This is a genomic window from Pseudoalteromonas sp. NEC-BIFX-2020_002 (genome assembly GCF_013002825.1).
Taxonomy (GTDB): domain Bacteria; phylum Pseudomonadota; class Gammaproteobacteria; order Enterobacterales; family Alteromonadaceae; genus Pseudoalteromonas; species Pseudoalteromonas neustonica.
Genome location: NZ_JABEPJ010000007.1, coordinates 146,636 through 162,315, shown reverse-complemented (window position 1 = coordinate 162,315; position 15,680 = coordinate 146,636). Strand labels below are relative to the sequence as shown.

The window sequence follows — 15,680 nt, the reverse complement described above, 5'->3', positions numbered from 1 at the left end:
TAGAAGGAAATACAAGGGATATAGGTTTATTTATATTGTTTAGAGGTATTATGTTACCCGAATACAGTGGTTATTTACATTGTCGGGAATAGGTAAATAGTTTACTTTTGATAAGTGGTGCTATCTGGCGCTTCGGGGGGGGCAATTAATTATCATTAAAACCAACCCCAACCCCTCACAATAAACTGACCTAAAGCTGATGAAACTTATGTATATCTAATTATTTAAATAACTACCTCAAAAGTTTGATTAAATTGCTTTAATGCGGCTTCTACGCGAGTTATGCCTAAATCGAATTCAGCCCGAGTTGCTGGTCCGCCTAGGGTGAGGCGTACACCATTTTGGCAATTCGCTTTGCTGGTGGGATCGTCGAGGACAAAAGCGTCTAATGTCCTCACTATTACTTTATGTGCTTTTAATACGCCGCAAAATTCAAACATATTTTGCGACGGAGCTAGGGGGATATACACGTTTAAACTGGCAAAATGTGCGTCTATTTCGTAGGCTTTGAGTCGTTTTTTAGTTTCTTCAATACGATATCTGATTTCATCGGCAAGCTTGGTTTGATTATAAGCAAACTCGTTACTTTTAATAGCGCGCATTATTAACTCAAAGTTCATTGAGGACACCGCCCAACATTCACTATGAAGTTGTTTTAAAATTGGTTGTTCCCAAAGTCGTGGAGGTAATAAGTAACCCGCTCGTAGCCCGCCGGCAAAGTATTTTGAAAAACTTGAGATATAAAAAACGCGATCGGGAGCTTGTTGCCATAATGGTAATCGCCAATGCTCTGGCAAACAGTAATTTACGTCATCCTCAATAATGAAAAAATTATATAGGCGACTCAGCGCCAGTAGAGCATCTAAATTGTCACTGCTATAGCAAATATTGGTCGGGTTTTGACAGTTTGGCGTGATATACACTGCTTTGATTGTCCGTGACTTGCACAGAGCTTCTATTTGCGCAAGATCAATCCCTTTGCTATACACGTTTACTTGCGCTAATGAAAGTTTAAGCGAATGACACGCATGATAAAAACCGGGGTAACACATCGACTCTGCAATGACAGTATCGCCACTTTTACACAAGGTTGCTAACGTAGTGAATATTCCTTGCTGAGCGCCTTGGGTAAATATCAACGGATGGTTTAAGCAATCAATGCCCTTATCCGCTAGCCATTGCTTAAAAAAATGTTGATGTGAGGTAAGCCCGTTGAGTTTATAAATCATCACATCTTTTAATGCACTTTGATCCTTTGATAGCGATTGCAGGGCGTTGGTCATAACATGTTGTTGCCCCATCATAGGTTGCATGCTCGAAGCAAAGTCGGTGTCGCCCTCAAAGTGACTTAACTCAATAACTTTACTTACAAAGGTACCAGCCCCTAGTTTTGCAGTAACCAACCCTCGCTGCTCAAGTAAAGCGTATGCACGCGTTACCGTACCATGTGTAACACTTAGGCTGTCAGCGAGTAGTCGTTGGGCTGGTAACTTTTGCTTAAAACCCAGCATTTTTTTGTCGATAGCATGCTCAATCAAAGCAGCTAATGCACGGTATTTGGGTTGTGTGTCACATAAGTTGCTAAACAGAGCCCGATCAGGTTTGTAAATTGTATCCATAACAATAAAAATATTGATGATTTTGTATAAGTATGACAATTAATAGTTATTAAACAACCACAATATTGTATCAATACAATTAACCATTATGAATACAGTTACTGTTTTTGAGCTTGCCCCGGCTCTCATTTTATTTTGTTTTGCGGCGTCAATTACGCCTGGGCCTAATAATATTTTGCTTACTCACTCAGGCACACATTTTGGCGTGATCAAAACCCTACCGCACTTATTAGGTATTCGTGTTGGCATGACGATAATGCATTTGGCAATGTTATTGGGGTTAGGGAAATTGTTTTTAATGCAGCCAAAACTGCATTTTTTTCTACAACTTTGTGCCAGTGGTTATATTTTATATCTGGCGTATAAAGTGGCTAATTCAACCCAAGTAGACGGCGTAAATGCCAAGGTGAAGCCTTTGAGTTTTTTTCAAGGCATGCTTTTTCAGTTGATCAATCCTAAGTCATATGCGGTGTTAATGACACTTTGTACTGCACTTACTTTACCTGAAGGTGCTTATTGGCCTTCTGCAATTTTGGGCGTGATTATTTTTAACCTTGTTGCGGCTTGCTCAGGCTTGTTTTGGGTGAATTTTGGTAAATACATGCGCCAATTTTTAAATAGGCCAAATACCTTTAAACGTTTTAATTGGATTATGTCACTGTTTCTTGCGGCATCAATTCCTTTAGTTTTTCTTTCCAATACAAGCATCCAGTAGGGGAATAAAATGAAATTTACTCACCAATTGTCACCACAACAATTTACCCAAGCGTTTGAGTTTTTATCTGAGCGAAGTTATTGGAGTCAAGGCATTAGTCGCGAACGGTTAGAAAAAGCGTTCGCACATTCGCTGTGCTTTGCATTAATTGAAAATAACCAGCTATTGGCATTTGCACGAGTGGTGACTGACCAAGCCACTTTTGCAAACTTACTGGATGTATTTGTGTTAGAGCCATTTAGAGGGCGAGGGCTGGGTAAAAAGCTGATGGATCATGTAATGAGTCACCCTGAATTGCAATCGTTGCGCCGTTTTACACTAGCAACAAAAGACGCTCATTCACTTTATCAACAATTTGGTTTTCAAAGCCAAGCAAACCCCAATCTTGCAATGGAAAAATGTTTAGCTGGCGGGTACTCAACAGTATTACAGCGGCAAAAATAAAACCAGGATTGAACGTTTTGACGCGTGCAGTTAGATATTAGTTAAATATTCTTATTATTTTTCAGCTCAACTCATTTTCTCTATTTATAGCCGTTTTATTAATAACATAAGTGCTCAGGGTAACAATAAACAATACGGCCTATAAAAATAGGCCGTGTTTTTACTCAATGGTTATTGCAAATTAGTAAGATGCGACAATGCTAACGCCAGAGAATGTATTATATCCTCTTAATGTAATGTAGTATTTACCGCCTTGCCCTGAGTTTAGGTTGCAGCTTTCATTATTACCGTTTGCATATGGACGACAGTCATACACGCTCGTTGTAGCTTGAGCGTCTTTACGAACATATAGATCAGCGTCGCCCGTGCCACCAGACATACTGACATTTAACGTGGCATTTGCGGGTACATCAATAGTGTAAACGAGTTCTTGATTACGTGCGCCAGAAAGCCCTGTGGCTGGTACACCATTTGTTAAGCAATTACTGCCACAACTAGTGCCGCCGCCAATAGTGCCAGTTAAACTTACTCCACTGTATTGGCTGTAGCCATTGAGCATCACCCACCAATCGCCAGCTTGTGGGTTGGTGAACGTGCAGTTTTCTGTGTTGCCATCTTTATATGGTCGACAGTTGTAGCTACTCGTTGAAGGTTTTTGCCCTACCTGTACATACATGTCAACATCGCCAGAACCACCATTTGTATCAAATGACAACGATTCAGAGCCCGCAGGTACAACTAGCTTATAAAAGGTGTTTGTACCTTGAGCACCTGATATGGTAACACTTTGTCCATTGGTGAGTTCATTTTCTTCTGGCGGTACAATAATGCCACCTTCTAATGTGTAAAGTAACTCATTTGGTGAGCCAGATTTTGCATCGGATACTTTGTTTTTAGTACTACGTTGGCTGAGCATGGTTTCGATTTGTGATGGGCTTAAAGAAGGTGTTTCATCAAGGTATAGTGCAACGGCACCAGCAACATGAGGTGAGGCCATTGATGTACCACTGATGGTATTTGTTGCTGTATTTGAGTTATACCACGCTGATTTAATACTTGAACCAGGTGCATAGATATCTAAACAGTTACCATAGTTTGAAAAACTTGAACGGCTATCGCCGCTGGTTGTTGAGCCAACCGTTATGGCATTAGCTGCGCGAGCTGGTGAATAATTACAGGCATTACTGTTGTCATTACCGGCAGCTACAACAAAACTAATTCCTGCGGCTACGGCATTATTTACAGCATCATCAGTTGCTTGCGAAGCTCCACCGCCTAAGCTCATATTGGCTACAGAAGGACCCGATGCATTATTTTTAACCCAGTTAATACCTGCAATAACCCCTGAGTTTGAGCCAGAACCATTACAGCCCAGTACACGCACGCCAACAATGTTTACATTTTTAGCAACCCCGTAAGCGCCACCACCAATCGTGCCTGCTACATGCGTACCATGTCCATTACAGTCTGTTGCATCTGAGTCATTATCGATAAAGTCATAACCATGAGATGCGCGATTGCCAAATTCATTGTGATTTATACGTACACCAGTATCAATGACATAGGCTGTTACCCCAGATCCATCAAAGTCATAATAGTAATTTGAATTGAGAGGAAGATCTTGCTGATCAATACGGTCTAAGCCCCAGATTGCATTTGGTTGATTTGCGTTTGTTTGTGCTAAAGGGTTAACCGACATCATTTGATCTTGCTCAATATAGTCAATATTCGGATTGCTAAGCATTTGTTGAATTGTTTTATCCGATGCATTGACAACAACACCATTTAAAACGCCGCCAAATTCCTGAGCCACGTCGATGTTGTATAGGTTACTTAAACTGGCCGATTGTGAACTGGCAAAGTCTGCTATTGCGTCACTACTTTGAATATTTAAAACCGAGGGAGTTTTAAATACAACGATATATTTACCTTCAATCGCACGGCTTGTGTCGACAGACATAAGTTCTGCGGCATGAACTTGCCCAGCTGATAAACCGACTAATACAGCAAAACTTAGAGTACTTAATTTACGCATTGTTTAATCCTTTTTGGATGGTTACTGTTTGAAACGCACTCCAAAAGATAGCCCTGAATAGCAATAAGTAAACATTCTATTAACTTTTATTTAACTTAAATGTAAAGATATGTAAACAAGTGTGACTGTTTTAGGTTTTTCTGTCGCTTTATCATGAGCCTAACGCGTGCTTGTTTTTTAGTGCAATTACGCGTGCTAGGTATTTTTAATATTGAGCGTATTGATGTTATTGGAGGAATTATTTTTGAGGGGTATTTAAAAGCACAGCACCGCTTTGTTTGTCGCCTAGATGATCATCTTTATTGTAAATTGGGCAGTTGTTCATTGATAAGCAACCGCAACCAATGCAGCCATCAACTTTATCGCGAAGACGCTGCATATAGGCAATTCGTTCATCAAGCTGGGCTTGCCATTTTTTAGACAGGGCAGACCAATCTTTTTTTGTAGGAGTACGTTGCTCTGGCAACGTGTCAAGTGTGCTTTTAATGTCATCAAGTGTAATGCCCATAGTTTGAGCGGCTTTGATCACCGCAACACGGCGTAATACATCTGGCTTGTAACGGCGTTGGTTGCCGTTATTACGCCAACTACGAATTAGCCCTTTCGATTCATAGAAATGTAGGGCTGAGACATTAACACCGCTGCGTTTGGCAACAAAGCCAACGCTTAAATTGGCGTCGACGATTTTTTTTGTGGTGGTCGTTGTTGGCATCGTGTTTTTACTCATTATTGGTTCAAATTAAACACAGTGTATTGCTATTCGTGTGGCCTAATGGCTTTAATATCTTGCTCTGCCGCCCATGCCATAACATCTTCGCGCTTTAAGGCGGTGGCCATTAGATCAGGAAATTGATCTGGCGTACAGGCAAATACCGGGCTACCTAATGTTGCAAACTCGCTTGCCATGTCGCTATCGTACGCGGGCCGCCCGTCATCACTTAAGGCAAGTAGGGTGATGACATTAACATCTTGTTTTATTAATTGAGCAATACGTTGTTTTAATTGACTTGCGTCGCCGCCTTCATATAAATCAGAAATAAGCAGCAAATGCGTTTTACTGGGGTGTTCAATTTGTTTTTCGCAGTAAGCAATAGCTTGATTTATATCGGTCCCGCCGCCTAATTGCACACCAAATAATACGCTAACGGGATCGGCCAAGTCTTCAGTTAAATCTAAAATACTGGTATCAAAACAAATCAGTTTTGTTTTGATACCAGGGATAGAGGCCATAACAGCGGCAAAAATTGAGCTGTACACCACAGACGTTGCCATAGAGCCTGATTGATCAACACATAAAATCACTTCATCAAGATCGGCTAAACGACGTTGTTGGCGCATAAATCCAATGAGTTTATCAGGGACTATAGTGTTGTATTTTGGTTGATAGTGACGCAAATTAGCGTTAATAGTGCGCGGCCAGTCTATGTCACTAAAACGAGGGCGAAAGCTGCGCTTGGATTTATTAACTGCACCACGAATAGCTTCGGTTGTTTTTTGTTCAAGCTTGGCGAGTAATTGATTAACCACTTTATCGATCACGTGACGCGCTGTATCAAGGGTTTTTTCAGGCATGACTGAGCGTAAGCTTACTAAATCAGCCACTAAATGCACATCAGCTTCAATGGCGGCAAGAAACTCAGGCTCCATTAACATTTCTTTTAGGCCGAGTCGCTCAAATGCATCGCGTTGTACCACTTGGACTATGGGAACTGGGAAAAACTCACGAATATCCCCAAGCCATTTTGAAATTTTAGGGGCTGAGCGGCTTAAACTCCCGCGCCCACGCGCTGTACTTTGCTCTGCGTTATAAAGGGCTGAAAGTGCGCCAGATAAACGCTTATCTCTGTCGTTTAATGTGCCTTGTTGATCGTCATCAACCCCCAGTGCTAATTGCCAGCGGCGTGATTTTTCATCTATCAATGTAGTTGATGATTGTTCTGTCACTGAGTTTGGCTCGGTTAAGGTTGTTTTATCGTTCATGCCAACCAATCCTTATTGCGTTGAGCGAGTTTAGCCAGTTTTTCCATGTGTTGCTGCCAATATGTATGTTGATTTGTATCGATGTTTTGAACTATCTCGGCGTGTGCTTTGTTATTAAAAAGCGTATCGAACAAGCGTTTACGCTCCATTGCATCAAGGTTTGAAAATACCCGCCTAAACAAAGGCAAAAACTCAACAAAGGTGGTTTCTTCTAATTGGAGTAACCAATTATTTATGGCGTTGAGTAACAGTGAGTCGTATAGCAGTTGGTCGACCGAATCTGTAAAAAAGCCATCAAAAAATCGTGCAGCTTGAGCCGGTGGCAACGCAGGGGAGAGCATTTTATCAAGCATGGTGCTTAGTTGCTCACGGCTTAAACGCTCATTTTGATAAAGTAATCGTGCACATAAACCAATGAGTAAATAGCTGGATTGATCGCTGTGAGCAATAGCCTCTATCGCTTGCCACCATTTAGCTAAAATGTCGGTATCACCAAGGTGCAGCACTAAGGCACGATGTGCGCTGTTAATATTTTGCTGAACGTGCTGCGCTTCTTCATCATTTAAGTTACGGCACGCGTAAGGCAAAGCAAGCGCTGCTTGAATTGCTAAACGCTCGATCAGTGCATCTATTTGACTCAAAGAAAGCGTACGAGCGCTGCCATAACGGCTTATATCAATAAGGGGCGCAATGCTGGTAAGTAAATCATTGCAGTCACTGACTTGGCCGGCGCGCAGTGTTAACTGGGTTAAACCAAACTCAGTGGCTTGCGAAAGGTTGGCAGTTAAACAGTTAAGCACTGAATCGGCGAGCACGGCTAAGTTTTGTTCTTTTGCTAGTGACGCCATCACTTTGTTATTGGCGGCTTGCTCTATGGTGCTGCCGTAAACAATATGTTCAACGAGTTTAATAGCAAATTCAGGCTGCCAGGTTAAGCGCCACTTTTCTCTAAACGTACCTCGGCTGCTACCTGAGTCAAGTAGCTCGCCCCATGGCACATTTAACAACTGCAGTTGATGTAATAAAATAGATTTGTTTTGGCCAATATCACTGCGCAAGTCGAGTGAATGTTCGCGTGCGAGGGCTTCGGGTTTGAGTTTGTATTTTTTTTGGCGCTTTTGTAAATCTTCAAGCAGTGGCACCAAATCAGTATCATCAGGAATTTGCCCAACCTGATGACCCAGTAAAACGGTGTTATGTATTTGTTCCCACAAGGCGTGTTCACCAAAACACATGCAGCTTATAACCGCATCAGTGATTTCTTCAAAACTTGGTTGTGGCCTGTCTCTTACTGCGGCTAAGCTTAGGCAAAGTCGCTGGGCTTCAATGACTGATGCAGTTGAAATAACCGCCCCTTGCTCTCGTAAATTTTGTGCAATAAACACTAACCAAGGCGCAATACGATCATCCTGTTGGCGATGTTGCCATAAATGCTGATACCACATAGGTGCAGCAACACCTGCGCCGTAGCCTGTTTGCGTGGCTAAACGTGCTGAAGTCCACGGGATCCAAGTGGATTTATGTTTACTGGCTGCAAGCTTTTTAGGGAGGGCTTTTATTAATGCCCGATCATCTTTAGCGCTATGCTTGGCTTTAAGTGCGGGTACATGCCAAGCACCACAAATTACGGCAATGGGGCCGTCGCATAGTTTAGCTATTTTGGCTATTTCTAAGCGCATAAATGCTTCGCGTTGATGATCATGTGCCAGCTCTGGCGAATCTTGTGCGACAGGCTGCCTTAGTGCAGTCATTGCATGTTCAACTTGTTCAAAAATAGCTAAGCTGTCATCGCGATTTTGCTCGATAAGGTCATTCCACCAAGCCTCTGCATCTTGATAGCCTGCAATGTTTGCCAAGACACCAATGGGATCGCGTAAGAGTGCGGTTAACTGTGGTGTATTTTCTTGGTTATTGCTTTGATCATCGCTTTTGCCATCGCTTTGATTATTATTTGGTGTGAGTTGCTCAGCTTGCATTTGTGCTAAGCGCACTGCAATGGGTAAATCAATAAACGCGCTGGGTATTTGCTGTTGCTTTGCCCAGACACTGGCTTGGTATTCAGGGGAATACTCAGCAAAGGGATAAAAAATGCTGCTTTGTGCATGCTCTACCGCATAGCTTAGCAATGCCACGGGTGGTTTCATTTGCTGATGCGCTAATAATGGTAAAAGATCACTGCAATCAGCGGGGCCTTCTATCAATATATACTGCGGTTGCAGCTGCTCAAGGGCGGCAAGTAATCGCTTACTTGAGCCCGGACCATGATGTCGAATACCAAAATAATGAATATCAGAATGTGCCATTAGTTAACCTTATAGCACCTGATTTAAATGGTGGTAATAGTCTTCATAGCCTTTACGCTTTTTGAGCACAGTTTCAAGGTATTCCTCTAATACGGCGCGATCTTGAACGGGGTCTTTCACAATTGCACCAAGCATACTTTGGCTAATTTCGGCAGCGGTTAACTGGCCTTGGCTAAACCAGTTTGCTTGGCTGAGCCCGCCAACCATAACGGCAATAGCCTCTGCGGTTGATAGGTTCCCGGTTGGGGTTTTTAATGTGAGTTTACCGTCGAGCGTTTCGCCGCCACGTAGCTCTCTAAAAATGGCAACAACCTTGGCAATTTCGTCAGCGGTGTTTTTCGGTACTGGTAAATCTAACGATTGGCCCACTTCAGCAACACGCTTATTAATAATTTCGACTTCTTGATCAACCGAATCTGGCAGCGGCAGTACTACAACATTAAAGCGACGTTTTAACGCTGATGATAGTTCATTAACGCCTTTATCGCGGTTATTCGCGGTGGCAATAATATTAAAACCGCGCTGTGCAAATATGGCATCGTTTAGCTCTGGTACTGGGAGCATTTTTTCTGATAGTACGGTGATCAAGGTATCTTGAACGTCAGAGCCCATACGGGTTAGCTCTTCTAAGCGGCACAAGCTGCCATTTTCCATTGCACGCAATAGTGGCGTTGCAACGAGGGCTTCTTTACTCGGGCCATGTGCTAATAGCTGCGCATAGTTCCAGCCGTAGCGAATTTGGTTTTCGTCTGTGCCAGCGGTACATTGGATAACTTGGGTACTACAGCCACAGATGGCTGCGCTTAAATGTTCAGACACCCATGATTTGGCTGTACCAGGTACGCCCAAAAGTAATAATGCGCGATCGGTCGCCAACGTGGCAACGGCGGTTTCTATAATGCGGCGGTGGCCAATGTATTTTGCTGAAATATCAACGCCCGATGCAGTTTTACCACCCATTAAATAAGTAACCACTGCTTGTGGCGACATTGCCCAGTTATAGGGTTTATTACCGGTGTCGTCCGCTTTTAATGCATCTAATTCACTTTGGTATACTTGCTCAACGGGTAAACGAAGGATATCGCTCATTATAGTGTCCTTGAATAATGTGTGTTGCGCGTCCTGTTTATATTTAGGGCGGCTAATAAAGGGTTGTAAAATGACTGTGCGGCTTGGCTTTTATTAAATTTCATGGTGTTTGTGCCTTTACAGCGACTAAGCCAACATTAAGTTTAAGTGCGTCTAGCATGGGATCTGCAGGCATCACACCTAATGCAATCACGCCATCGTAAATTCGCTGTGCCAGTGCTTGGGGTAAAAATAGCCCAAGTGCTAATAACTCACTCATTATGGCGTAATGCTCAAGGTAATGTTTATCAGTGAGCTCCTGTTTAATATCTTGCTGTAATTGTGCCCAAGCTTGAGTGTGGCTTAGTTGTTGCCAAGTTAGCTCTGTTAATGGCGAATCAATGAGCGACAGCAAATTGCCAAAATTGAAGTGCATATGCTTTTTTTCAAGCAGCGTATAAATAACAGTGGCAACATGTTGCGGTGATAAACGAGATTTAACGCCACGCAGTACATACCATAACAAGCTGTGCGTGAAGAGTTCATCACAACTGCGGGTTATAAAGTCATTGAGTGTTGTTTCTGGCAGGGAATCAAACGCATTGTTAATAAAGCCAATATTATCTTGCTCACGGTATTGATCAAATTGCCAGCCGTTGCATAGCTGTGTAACCGAAATGTTAAGTGTTTTTGCTAATGCTGCTAATGAAACCTCAGCAATAAACTCGGTTCGCATGGCCTGTTGTGTTTTACTTTTGAGTTTTGCGGGCAATACTATGGTGGTTTTTTTAAACAAACCTTTGGTTTTTACTTCTAGCCAAGGTGCTAACTCTTGTGCGCGTTGATCACTTTGGGTATCGTCAACATCCACAGCTAAACGTGCGAGTAATTGTTTGGCAAAGGCCACCACCTTTTTTGATTTATCGGTTAAGTATTCTTGTAATTGGGGTTGATCTTGATGGCTTAAATGAATGCTTAAAATATGATACAAACGCAGCCGATTTTCTGCTAACTCAGTTTTCGCAACCTGATGAATATACTGCGCTGCTAGTTGTGGGTTTGTATGCCTAAGTTGGGTTAAGCGGGCACGTTTTTCTGCTGGGTAAAGGTCGTCCCACTGTAGTTGTTCAAGTGCTGTATTTTGCTGCGCTTGCCATTGGCATAATTGATCATTAGACCAATATACCCAAGGTAAATAAATACTGGGCACAGAGTCTGAGTGTTTTGTTGGCATCCAATCGGCTGGATGGGCACATACGCCACGACTAGCAAGTAAATTAAGTACGGCATCAAACCCTGAGCTTGTTTGTTGTTTACAAAATGTCATTACACGGCTAAATAGAGGCCGCAATGAGGTTGTAATACACGGGAGTGCAAGTGTTGGAATATCAGGTGCTGATACTAACTCCGTCTCGGGTGATGGGTAGTGCATAATCAATTGTTGTTGCTGAGAAAGTATCAGCGCATACATGTTTTGTTTGCTCGGTGTTATCGCACTTAGTAATGTTTGCCAATCATCGGGGAGTTCAACTAGGTTGATTTGATCATGCCCAACGAGCCATTTTTTCTCGAGCTTTTGAGCTGCTTGCAATGCGTTATTAAGCTGCTCATTACGCGCTTCGATTTCGTTAGCATGAGTGTCGATGATAGTTACTGACATAAAATAACGCCCCATGATGCTGTTTCAACACTTATTAACTCAGCAAATTGTCCATCGAGTAATACAAAGGCCGTATCAAGCTGGCTTCCCAATATTAAAGGATCTAGCACTTCATTTATTAAAGGCAAATGCACTGTTTTAGTGTTATTTTGCCACCAGTATTGACCTGACTTGTCTTGGCTAATACGCCCTGCAGGGGTAATAAAAGGCACTTCTTCAAGCCATGGCAATTGGGCATGATGCTGCAAAAAATGTAGTCGCCAATCTTGAAGTGGTTCTTGTATATGGCTCATTTGCTGATTAGTTGGGCTTTGGGGCATGTATTCATGCTCACCTAAAATAGCCCTGTATGGCATACGACTAGCATAAAAAGTTACTTTACCTTTTAGGGTTTTCCCCAGCGCACTTTGCGTTTTACTACTGCCACTTTTTACAGGAATAAAATCGAGCAACATAGCAATCGCAGTTGCAGGAGTCGATGTTTGTTCATCGCTTGGCGAGAGTAACTTTAACCAGCGCATAGACGCTAGTAAGCCATTACGGCGCATTTGTGATTTTTCACCAATAACTTGCCACGTACCATTGATAGTGAGCGGTTGAGTGCTATTTTCATCAGTATTGGGGCTGAGTACTTGTTCACGATTTTCGCTGCTAACAACACTGCGATAGGCATCAATGTCTTGTGGGTTACTTAGCCATGCTTCGCTGAGTAACGCTAATTTAGCGAGCTCTTGGAGCGCCGCACTGGGTTGATGTTGCACCGGCTGAGCCAGTATTTTTGCTGGTAATTCGTCAATTCTTGCTGCCAAGTTTGCTGCTTTGGCATCAACTAAACGCGCCGCTATTTGGCGGCACTTATCTCGGCTGTCTTTTAAAAACTGTACAATGCCACTGCTAAGTTGATCGTTTATCCACTGTTGTAACTCAGTCAGCCCTTGTGCCACTGAATCGAGAGTTTTGGCTCGATTTTGCGCTGCGCGTTTAGCTTTATCTTCTTCACGTTTAGCGAGTTCTTCATCGGTGAGTACTTTCTCAACATTGGTTTTATGCAATGAAAGGGGGGCGGCGGATTTACTTATTTTTGCTGCGTTGTCCTGCGCAGAGGCTTCGTCTGTTGTGCTGGTGGAGCGTCTGCGTCTGCCTAACCAGTCATTCACCCATTGTGGCGGCGCAGTTTTAGCGAAGTTATCAGGCAAGTCAGAAAACTGCCAAAATAGCGCAAGCACATGTTTACACGGAAACTTACGCGACGGGCATGTACATTTATAGCCGTGATCGCTCACATCAGCCATAGTGTAGTAGGGTGTGGAGCCTGAGCCCTGACACTCTCCCCAAATTGTATTTACGTCTTGGGCTTGCCCAAGCACTGGCCACTTGGCGGGTTTGAGTAATTTTTTTGCGGCATTAATTGATGGCTGATCGGGTGCCAACTCTTGCACGAGCGTGTCGGATACTTCCATGATAAAACGCCTACTACATTACTAATGTGGAATAAGGTTAATAGCGCCAGTTTATCTATAATTCTCGTAAATACAATACGCTAATAGTTAATATAGGTACATCAAAGTAAAAAATTGATCACAAATAGCGCCTTAAAAAGGTAAAAAAATAGTTGTTGACCTTAACTTAGCTTGAGGTTTTATGCTTGGTTGCATCATTAAAAAGGAGTTAACCCAATGCAACAAAAATCAGTACATAATACAGCGATTATTTATTCAAGTGGCCGAAAAAATGGTAATACAACAGCGCAGGTGAACGCATACATTAAACAAAAAAGCGGTATTGTTTTTTGTTTAGATGATTATGTTATTGCCCCTTACCGATATGATAAGCAATATAACAATGACGACTTTTATAACTTGTTCGAAGTGCTGTTACGTTATGAACATTGGGTATTTGCATCCCCCGTTTACTGGTACAACACGACCCCACAAATGAAAGCGTTTATGGATAGAATAACCGATTACATGGATGATGAGGTGCTAAAGCCAAAGTTAAGAACATTGCGCCAAAAGCATTACTCTTTACTCTCAAATGCAGCCTCAGCAGAGGCCCCATCTGCATTTATAGATATGTTTAAACATACCTTTAACTATTTAGGTATGACGTTTAAAGCACATTCACATATTCAAGCTAGTTAAACTGTTTTAAACAGGGTAGGCTAAAACAAAAAAGGGTAATTTATGAAAACGTTACTTATGGGTTTTAGCCTACTTTTAACAAGCCTCGCACTATCAGCACAGGAACCCGAGCCTGTTATTAAAGATTTTGGCTTTTTTTATAATGTTCCAGAGCACACATCTGATCTAAAGCAGGCGCAGTTTAAAATAGCTTTTGATGTAGGTGAGGGAGCTGAAAAAGGTCAGCAAAACAACCATATAAATTCGTTGGCGCGTTTTATTAATATGCATGTGGCGCATGGCGTTAACCCTGACAATATCAAGCTTGCTTTGGTTGTTCATGGCAGTGCCAGTGTTGATGTGCTTGAAAATAGTTTTTACATGCAGCGTTTTGCTGTGGGTAACAAAAACCAATCACTTATAAAGCAATTACTTGCTAATAACACCGACATTTATGTATGCGGCCAGTCGGCAACGCATATGAAAGTAGCTAAAAAGCAGCTTATCCAAGGTGTTAAAATGTCGCTATCAGCAATGACCGCTCACGCAAAATTACAGCAGCAAGGTTATACCTTGAACCCGTTTTAAATGAATGTTTTGTGTTTTGGTGATTCAAATACCTTTGGGCTTTCAGCAATAGATGGCTCGCGTTTATCTGAAATTGAACGTTGGCCTACATTATTTAAACAAGCGATCGGGGACGAACATCAAGTAATTGAAGCAGGGCAACCTAACCGCACACTTGTAAATAACCCACCATTTACCGGGAACAAATCAGGGGTTACGTACTTAAAGCCTTATCTTGAAGCGCATCAGCTTGATGTAATCATCATACAACTGGGTACGAATGATCTAAAAGCACGCTTTGCGTTAACAGCAGAGAAAATTGCTGAAGGTTTAGCGCAATTTATTAATGAAATTGAGTTGTTTTATCAATCAACACCTCAACCGCGTTTAGTTATTATTAGCCCATTTACAGTGTTTGAAGTAGGCCAATACCAACGTATTTACGCAGGCGCACAGGTTAAAGCCGTGCAATTATCTCACGAGTGTAGGCGTATAGCACACGCACACAACTGCCTTTTTTTAGACGGTCACACATTAATAACACCCTGTAAAAACGAGGGAATTCATTTACCAGCCACAGAGCACAAAAAGCTAGCAAATGCTGTGTTTGAGCTTATTTACCAATACTCAGGTTACTTAAGGCGGGCTGTTTTAATTAGTGACTAAATTAAAATAGTAGCAACGCGCCTTAGAGTTTATCGAACAATAAAGCTTTGCTCTGTTTGGCCTGATTCATACATCCATTGGTAAGTGAGAGGTTCAGTGCTGCCATCATAAAACCATATCAATGCGACTAACTCTGTTTCACTATTAGCGATTGTTACAGATTGTTTAATGCCTAAGCTGCTGATCGGGCTTCTATAAATACAGTTATTATAGTCCACAGGTTGCTCAAGTTGAGGTTTAACACATACATTTAAATACGCTCGTTGAGATATCTCAGTCAATTTAACGTCTATTAGTAATTCAAATTGCGTCGAAAAATCAAATTCGGGTGTTGCGACTAAATCAGCTGTTGAAACCGGCGTAACAACTGGTGGTGAAACTGGTGCAGGTGTTTCTCCTTGAATAGGAGTTGATGTATTTGTATCATCCGATCCACCACCACAGCCTTGTAACATAAACCCTGTTGCCGCCAAAATAGTCATGATTAAATTTTTCATATTAAA

At 42.1% G+C, this 15,680-nt stretch carries 14 protein-coding genes; 5 read left to right on the top strand and 9 right to left on the bottom strand.

Going from position 1 to position 15,680, the window contains the following annotated elements:
• Window positions 1–224: 224 nt before the first annotated feature.
• Entirely contained in the window at window positions 225–1,619 is a 1,395-nt protein-coding gene (locus tag HJP15_RS10095; RefSeq protein WP_170173680.1) for an aminotransferase-like domain-containing protein, read from the bottom strand.
• An 88-nt stretch (window positions 1,620–1,707) separates the two neighbouring features.
• Here HJP15_RS10095 and HJP15_RS10090 point away from each other — a divergent pair, with 88 nt between their 5' ends.
• Both HJP15_RS10090 and HJP15_RS10085 read left to right on the top strand, forming a co-directional pair.
• On the top strand, window positions 1,708–2,334 hold the full coding sequence (locus HJP15_RS10090) for a LysE family translocator (protein ID WP_054204137.1): 627 nt from the start codon (window positions 1,708–1,710) through the stop codon (window positions 2,332–2,334).
• Between the two features lie 9 nt (window positions 2,335–2,343).
• On the top strand, window positions 2,344–2,778 hold the full coding sequence (locus HJP15_RS10085) for a GNAT family N-acetyltransferase (protein WP_170173679.1): 435 nt from the start codon (window positions 2,344–2,346) through the stop codon (window positions 2,776–2,778).
• Window positions 2,779–2,959: 181 nt separating this feature from the next.
• Here the strand turns inward: HJP15_RS10085 and HJP15_RS10080 are convergent, their stop codons facing one another.
• From HJP15_RS10080 to HJP15_RS10050, 7 genes are all read right to left on the bottom strand, one after another.
• On the bottom strand, window positions 2,960–4,813 hold the full coding sequence (locus HJP15_RS10080; protein ID WP_170173678.1) for a S8 family serine peptidase: 1,854 nt from the start codon (window positions 4,811–4,813) through the stop codon (window positions 2,960–2,962).
• Between the two features lie 238 nt (window positions 4,814–5,051).
• Window positions 5,052–5,540 carry a redox-sensitive transcriptional activator SoxR gene (gene soxR, locus HJP15_RS10075; RefSeq protein ID WP_249365832.1) on the bottom strand — a complete coding sequence of 163 codons (489 nt, stop codon included), beginning with the start codon at window positions 5,538–5,540 and terminating at the stop codon, window positions 5,052–5,054.
• 29 nt (window positions 5,541–5,569) lie between these two features.
• Complete coding sequence (locus HJP15_RS10070) at window positions 5,570–6,793, bottom strand: VWA domain-containing protein (protein ID WP_170173677.1); 1,224 nt, start codon at window positions 6,791–6,793, stop codon at window positions 5,570–5,572.
• On the bottom strand, window positions 6,790–9,096 hold the full coding sequence (locus HJP15_RS10065; protein ID WP_170173676.1) for a DUF5682 family protein: 2,307 nt from the start codon (window positions 9,094–9,096) through the stop codon (window positions 6,790–6,792). Before HJP15_RS10065 ends, HJP15_RS10070 begins: the two co-directional genes overlap by 4 nt.
• Before the next feature lie 9 nt (window positions 9,097–9,105).
• Entirely contained in the window at window positions 9,106–10,185 is a 1,080-nt protein-coding gene (locus tag HJP15_RS10060; RefSeq protein WP_170173675.1) for an ATP-binding protein, read from the bottom strand.
• A 100-nt stretch (window positions 10,186–10,285) separates the two neighbouring features.
• Window positions 10,286–11,824 carry a DUF5691 domain-containing protein gene (locus tag HJP15_RS10055; RefSeq protein ID WP_170173674.1) on the bottom strand — a complete coding sequence of 513 codons (1,539 nt, stop codon included), beginning with the start codon at window positions 11,822–11,824 and terminating at the stop codon, window positions 10,286–10,288.
• Window positions 11,815–13,284, bottom strand: a complete 1,470-nt coding sequence (locus HJP15_RS10050; protein WP_170173673.1) for an SWIM zinc finger family protein — start codon at window positions 13,282–13,284, stop codon at window positions 11,815–11,817. The genes HJP15_RS10055 and HJP15_RS10050 overlap by 10 nt, the downstream gene beginning before the upstream one ends.
• Before the next feature lie 216 nt (window positions 13,285–13,500).
• Between HJP15_RS10050 and HJP15_RS10045 the strand changes: the two genes are divergently transcribed.
• Genes HJP15_RS10045 through HJP15_RS10035 form a run of 3 tightly spaced genes read left to right on the top strand, consistent with a single transcriptional unit; the run spans window position 13,501 to window position 15,177 of the window.
• Entirely contained in the window at window positions 13,501–13,965 is a 465-nt protein-coding gene (locus tag HJP15_RS10045) for a flavodoxin family protein (RefSeq protein ID WP_170173672.1), read from the top strand.
• Window positions 13,966–14,007: 42 nt separating this feature from the next.
• Window positions 14,008–14,532 carry a DsrE family protein gene (locus HJP15_RS10040; RefSeq protein WP_170173671.1) on the top strand — a complete coding sequence of 175 codons (525 nt, stop codon included), beginning with the start codon at window positions 14,008–14,010 and terminating at the stop codon, window positions 14,530–14,532.
• A complete protein-coding gene (locus tag HJP15_RS10035) occupies window positions 14,533–15,177 on the top strand; it encodes a GDSL-type esterase/lipase family protein (protein ID WP_170173670.1) in 645 nt (214 codons plus the stop codon).
• Window positions 15,178–15,206: 29 nt separating this feature from the next.
• Here the strand turns inward: HJP15_RS10035 and HJP15_RS10030 are convergent, their stop codons facing one another.
• Window positions 15,207–15,674: a hypothetical protein gene (locus HJP15_RS10030; RefSeq protein WP_054452236.1), complete on the bottom strand. Its 468-nt coding sequence runs from the start codon at window positions 15,672–15,674 to the stop codon at window positions 15,207–15,209.
• Between the last annotated feature and the right edge of the window lie 6 nt (window positions 15,675–15,680).

What these genes read in the sequence shown, in the direction of transcription:
- HJP15_RS10050 (WP_170173673.1), bottom strand. Translation starts at nt 13,284, where the DNA reads ATGGAAGTATCCGACACGCTCGTGCAAGAGTTGGCACCCGATCAGCCA.
- HJP15_RS10095 (WP_170173680.1), bottom strand. Translation starts at nt 1,619, where the DNA reads ATGGATACAATTTACAAACCTGATCGGGCTCTGTTTAGCAACTTATGT.
- HJP15_RS10055 (WP_170173674.1), bottom strand. Translation starts at nt 11,824, where the DNA reads ATGTCAGTAACTATCATCGACACTCATGCTAACGAAATCGAAGCGCGT.
- HJP15_RS10090 (WP_054204137.1), top strand. Translation starts at nt 1,708, where the DNA reads ATGAATACAGTTACTGTTTTTGAGCTTGCCCCGGCTCTCATTTTATTT.
- HJP15_RS10070 (WP_170173677.1), bottom strand. Translation starts at nt 6,793, where the DNA reads ATGAACGATAAAACAACCTTAACCGAGCCAAACTCAGTGACAGAACAA.
- HJP15_RS10080 (WP_170173678.1), bottom strand. Translation starts at nt 4,813, where the DNA reads ATGCGTAAATTAAGTACTCTAAGTTTTGCTGTATTAGTCGGTTTATCA.
- HJP15_RS10065 (WP_170173676.1), bottom strand. Translation starts at nt 9,096, where the DNA reads ATGGCACATTCTGATATTCATTATTTTGGTATTCGACATCATGGTCCG.
- HJP15_RS10035 (WP_170173670.1), top strand. Translation starts at nt 14,533, where the DNA reads ATGAATGTTTTGTGTTTTGGTGATTCAAATACCTTTGGGCTTTCAGCA.
- HJP15_RS10060 (WP_170173675.1), bottom strand. Translation starts at nt 10,185, where the DNA reads ATGAGCGATATCCTTCGTTTACCCGTTGAGCAAGTATACCAAAGTGAA.
- HJP15_RS10085 (WP_170173679.1), top strand. Translation starts at nt 2,344, where the DNA reads ATGAAATTTACTCACCAATTGTCACCACAACAATTTACCCAAGCGTTT.
- HJP15_RS10040 (WP_170173671.1), top strand. Translation starts at nt 14,008, where the DNA reads ATGAAAACGTTACTTATGGGTTTTAGCCTACTTTTAACAAGCCTCGCA.
- HJP15_RS10045 (WP_170173672.1), top strand. Translation starts at nt 13,501, where the DNA reads ATGCAACAAAAATCAGTACATAATACAGCGATTATTTATTCAAGTGGC.
- HJP15_RS10030 (WP_054452236.1), bottom strand. Translation starts at nt 15,674, where the DNA reads ATGAAAAATTTAATCATGACTATTTTGGCGGCAACAGGGTTTATGTTA.
- soxR (WP_249365832.1), bottom strand. Translation starts at nt 5,540, where the DNA reads ATGAGTAAAAACACGATGCCAACAACGACCACCACAAAAAAAATCGTC.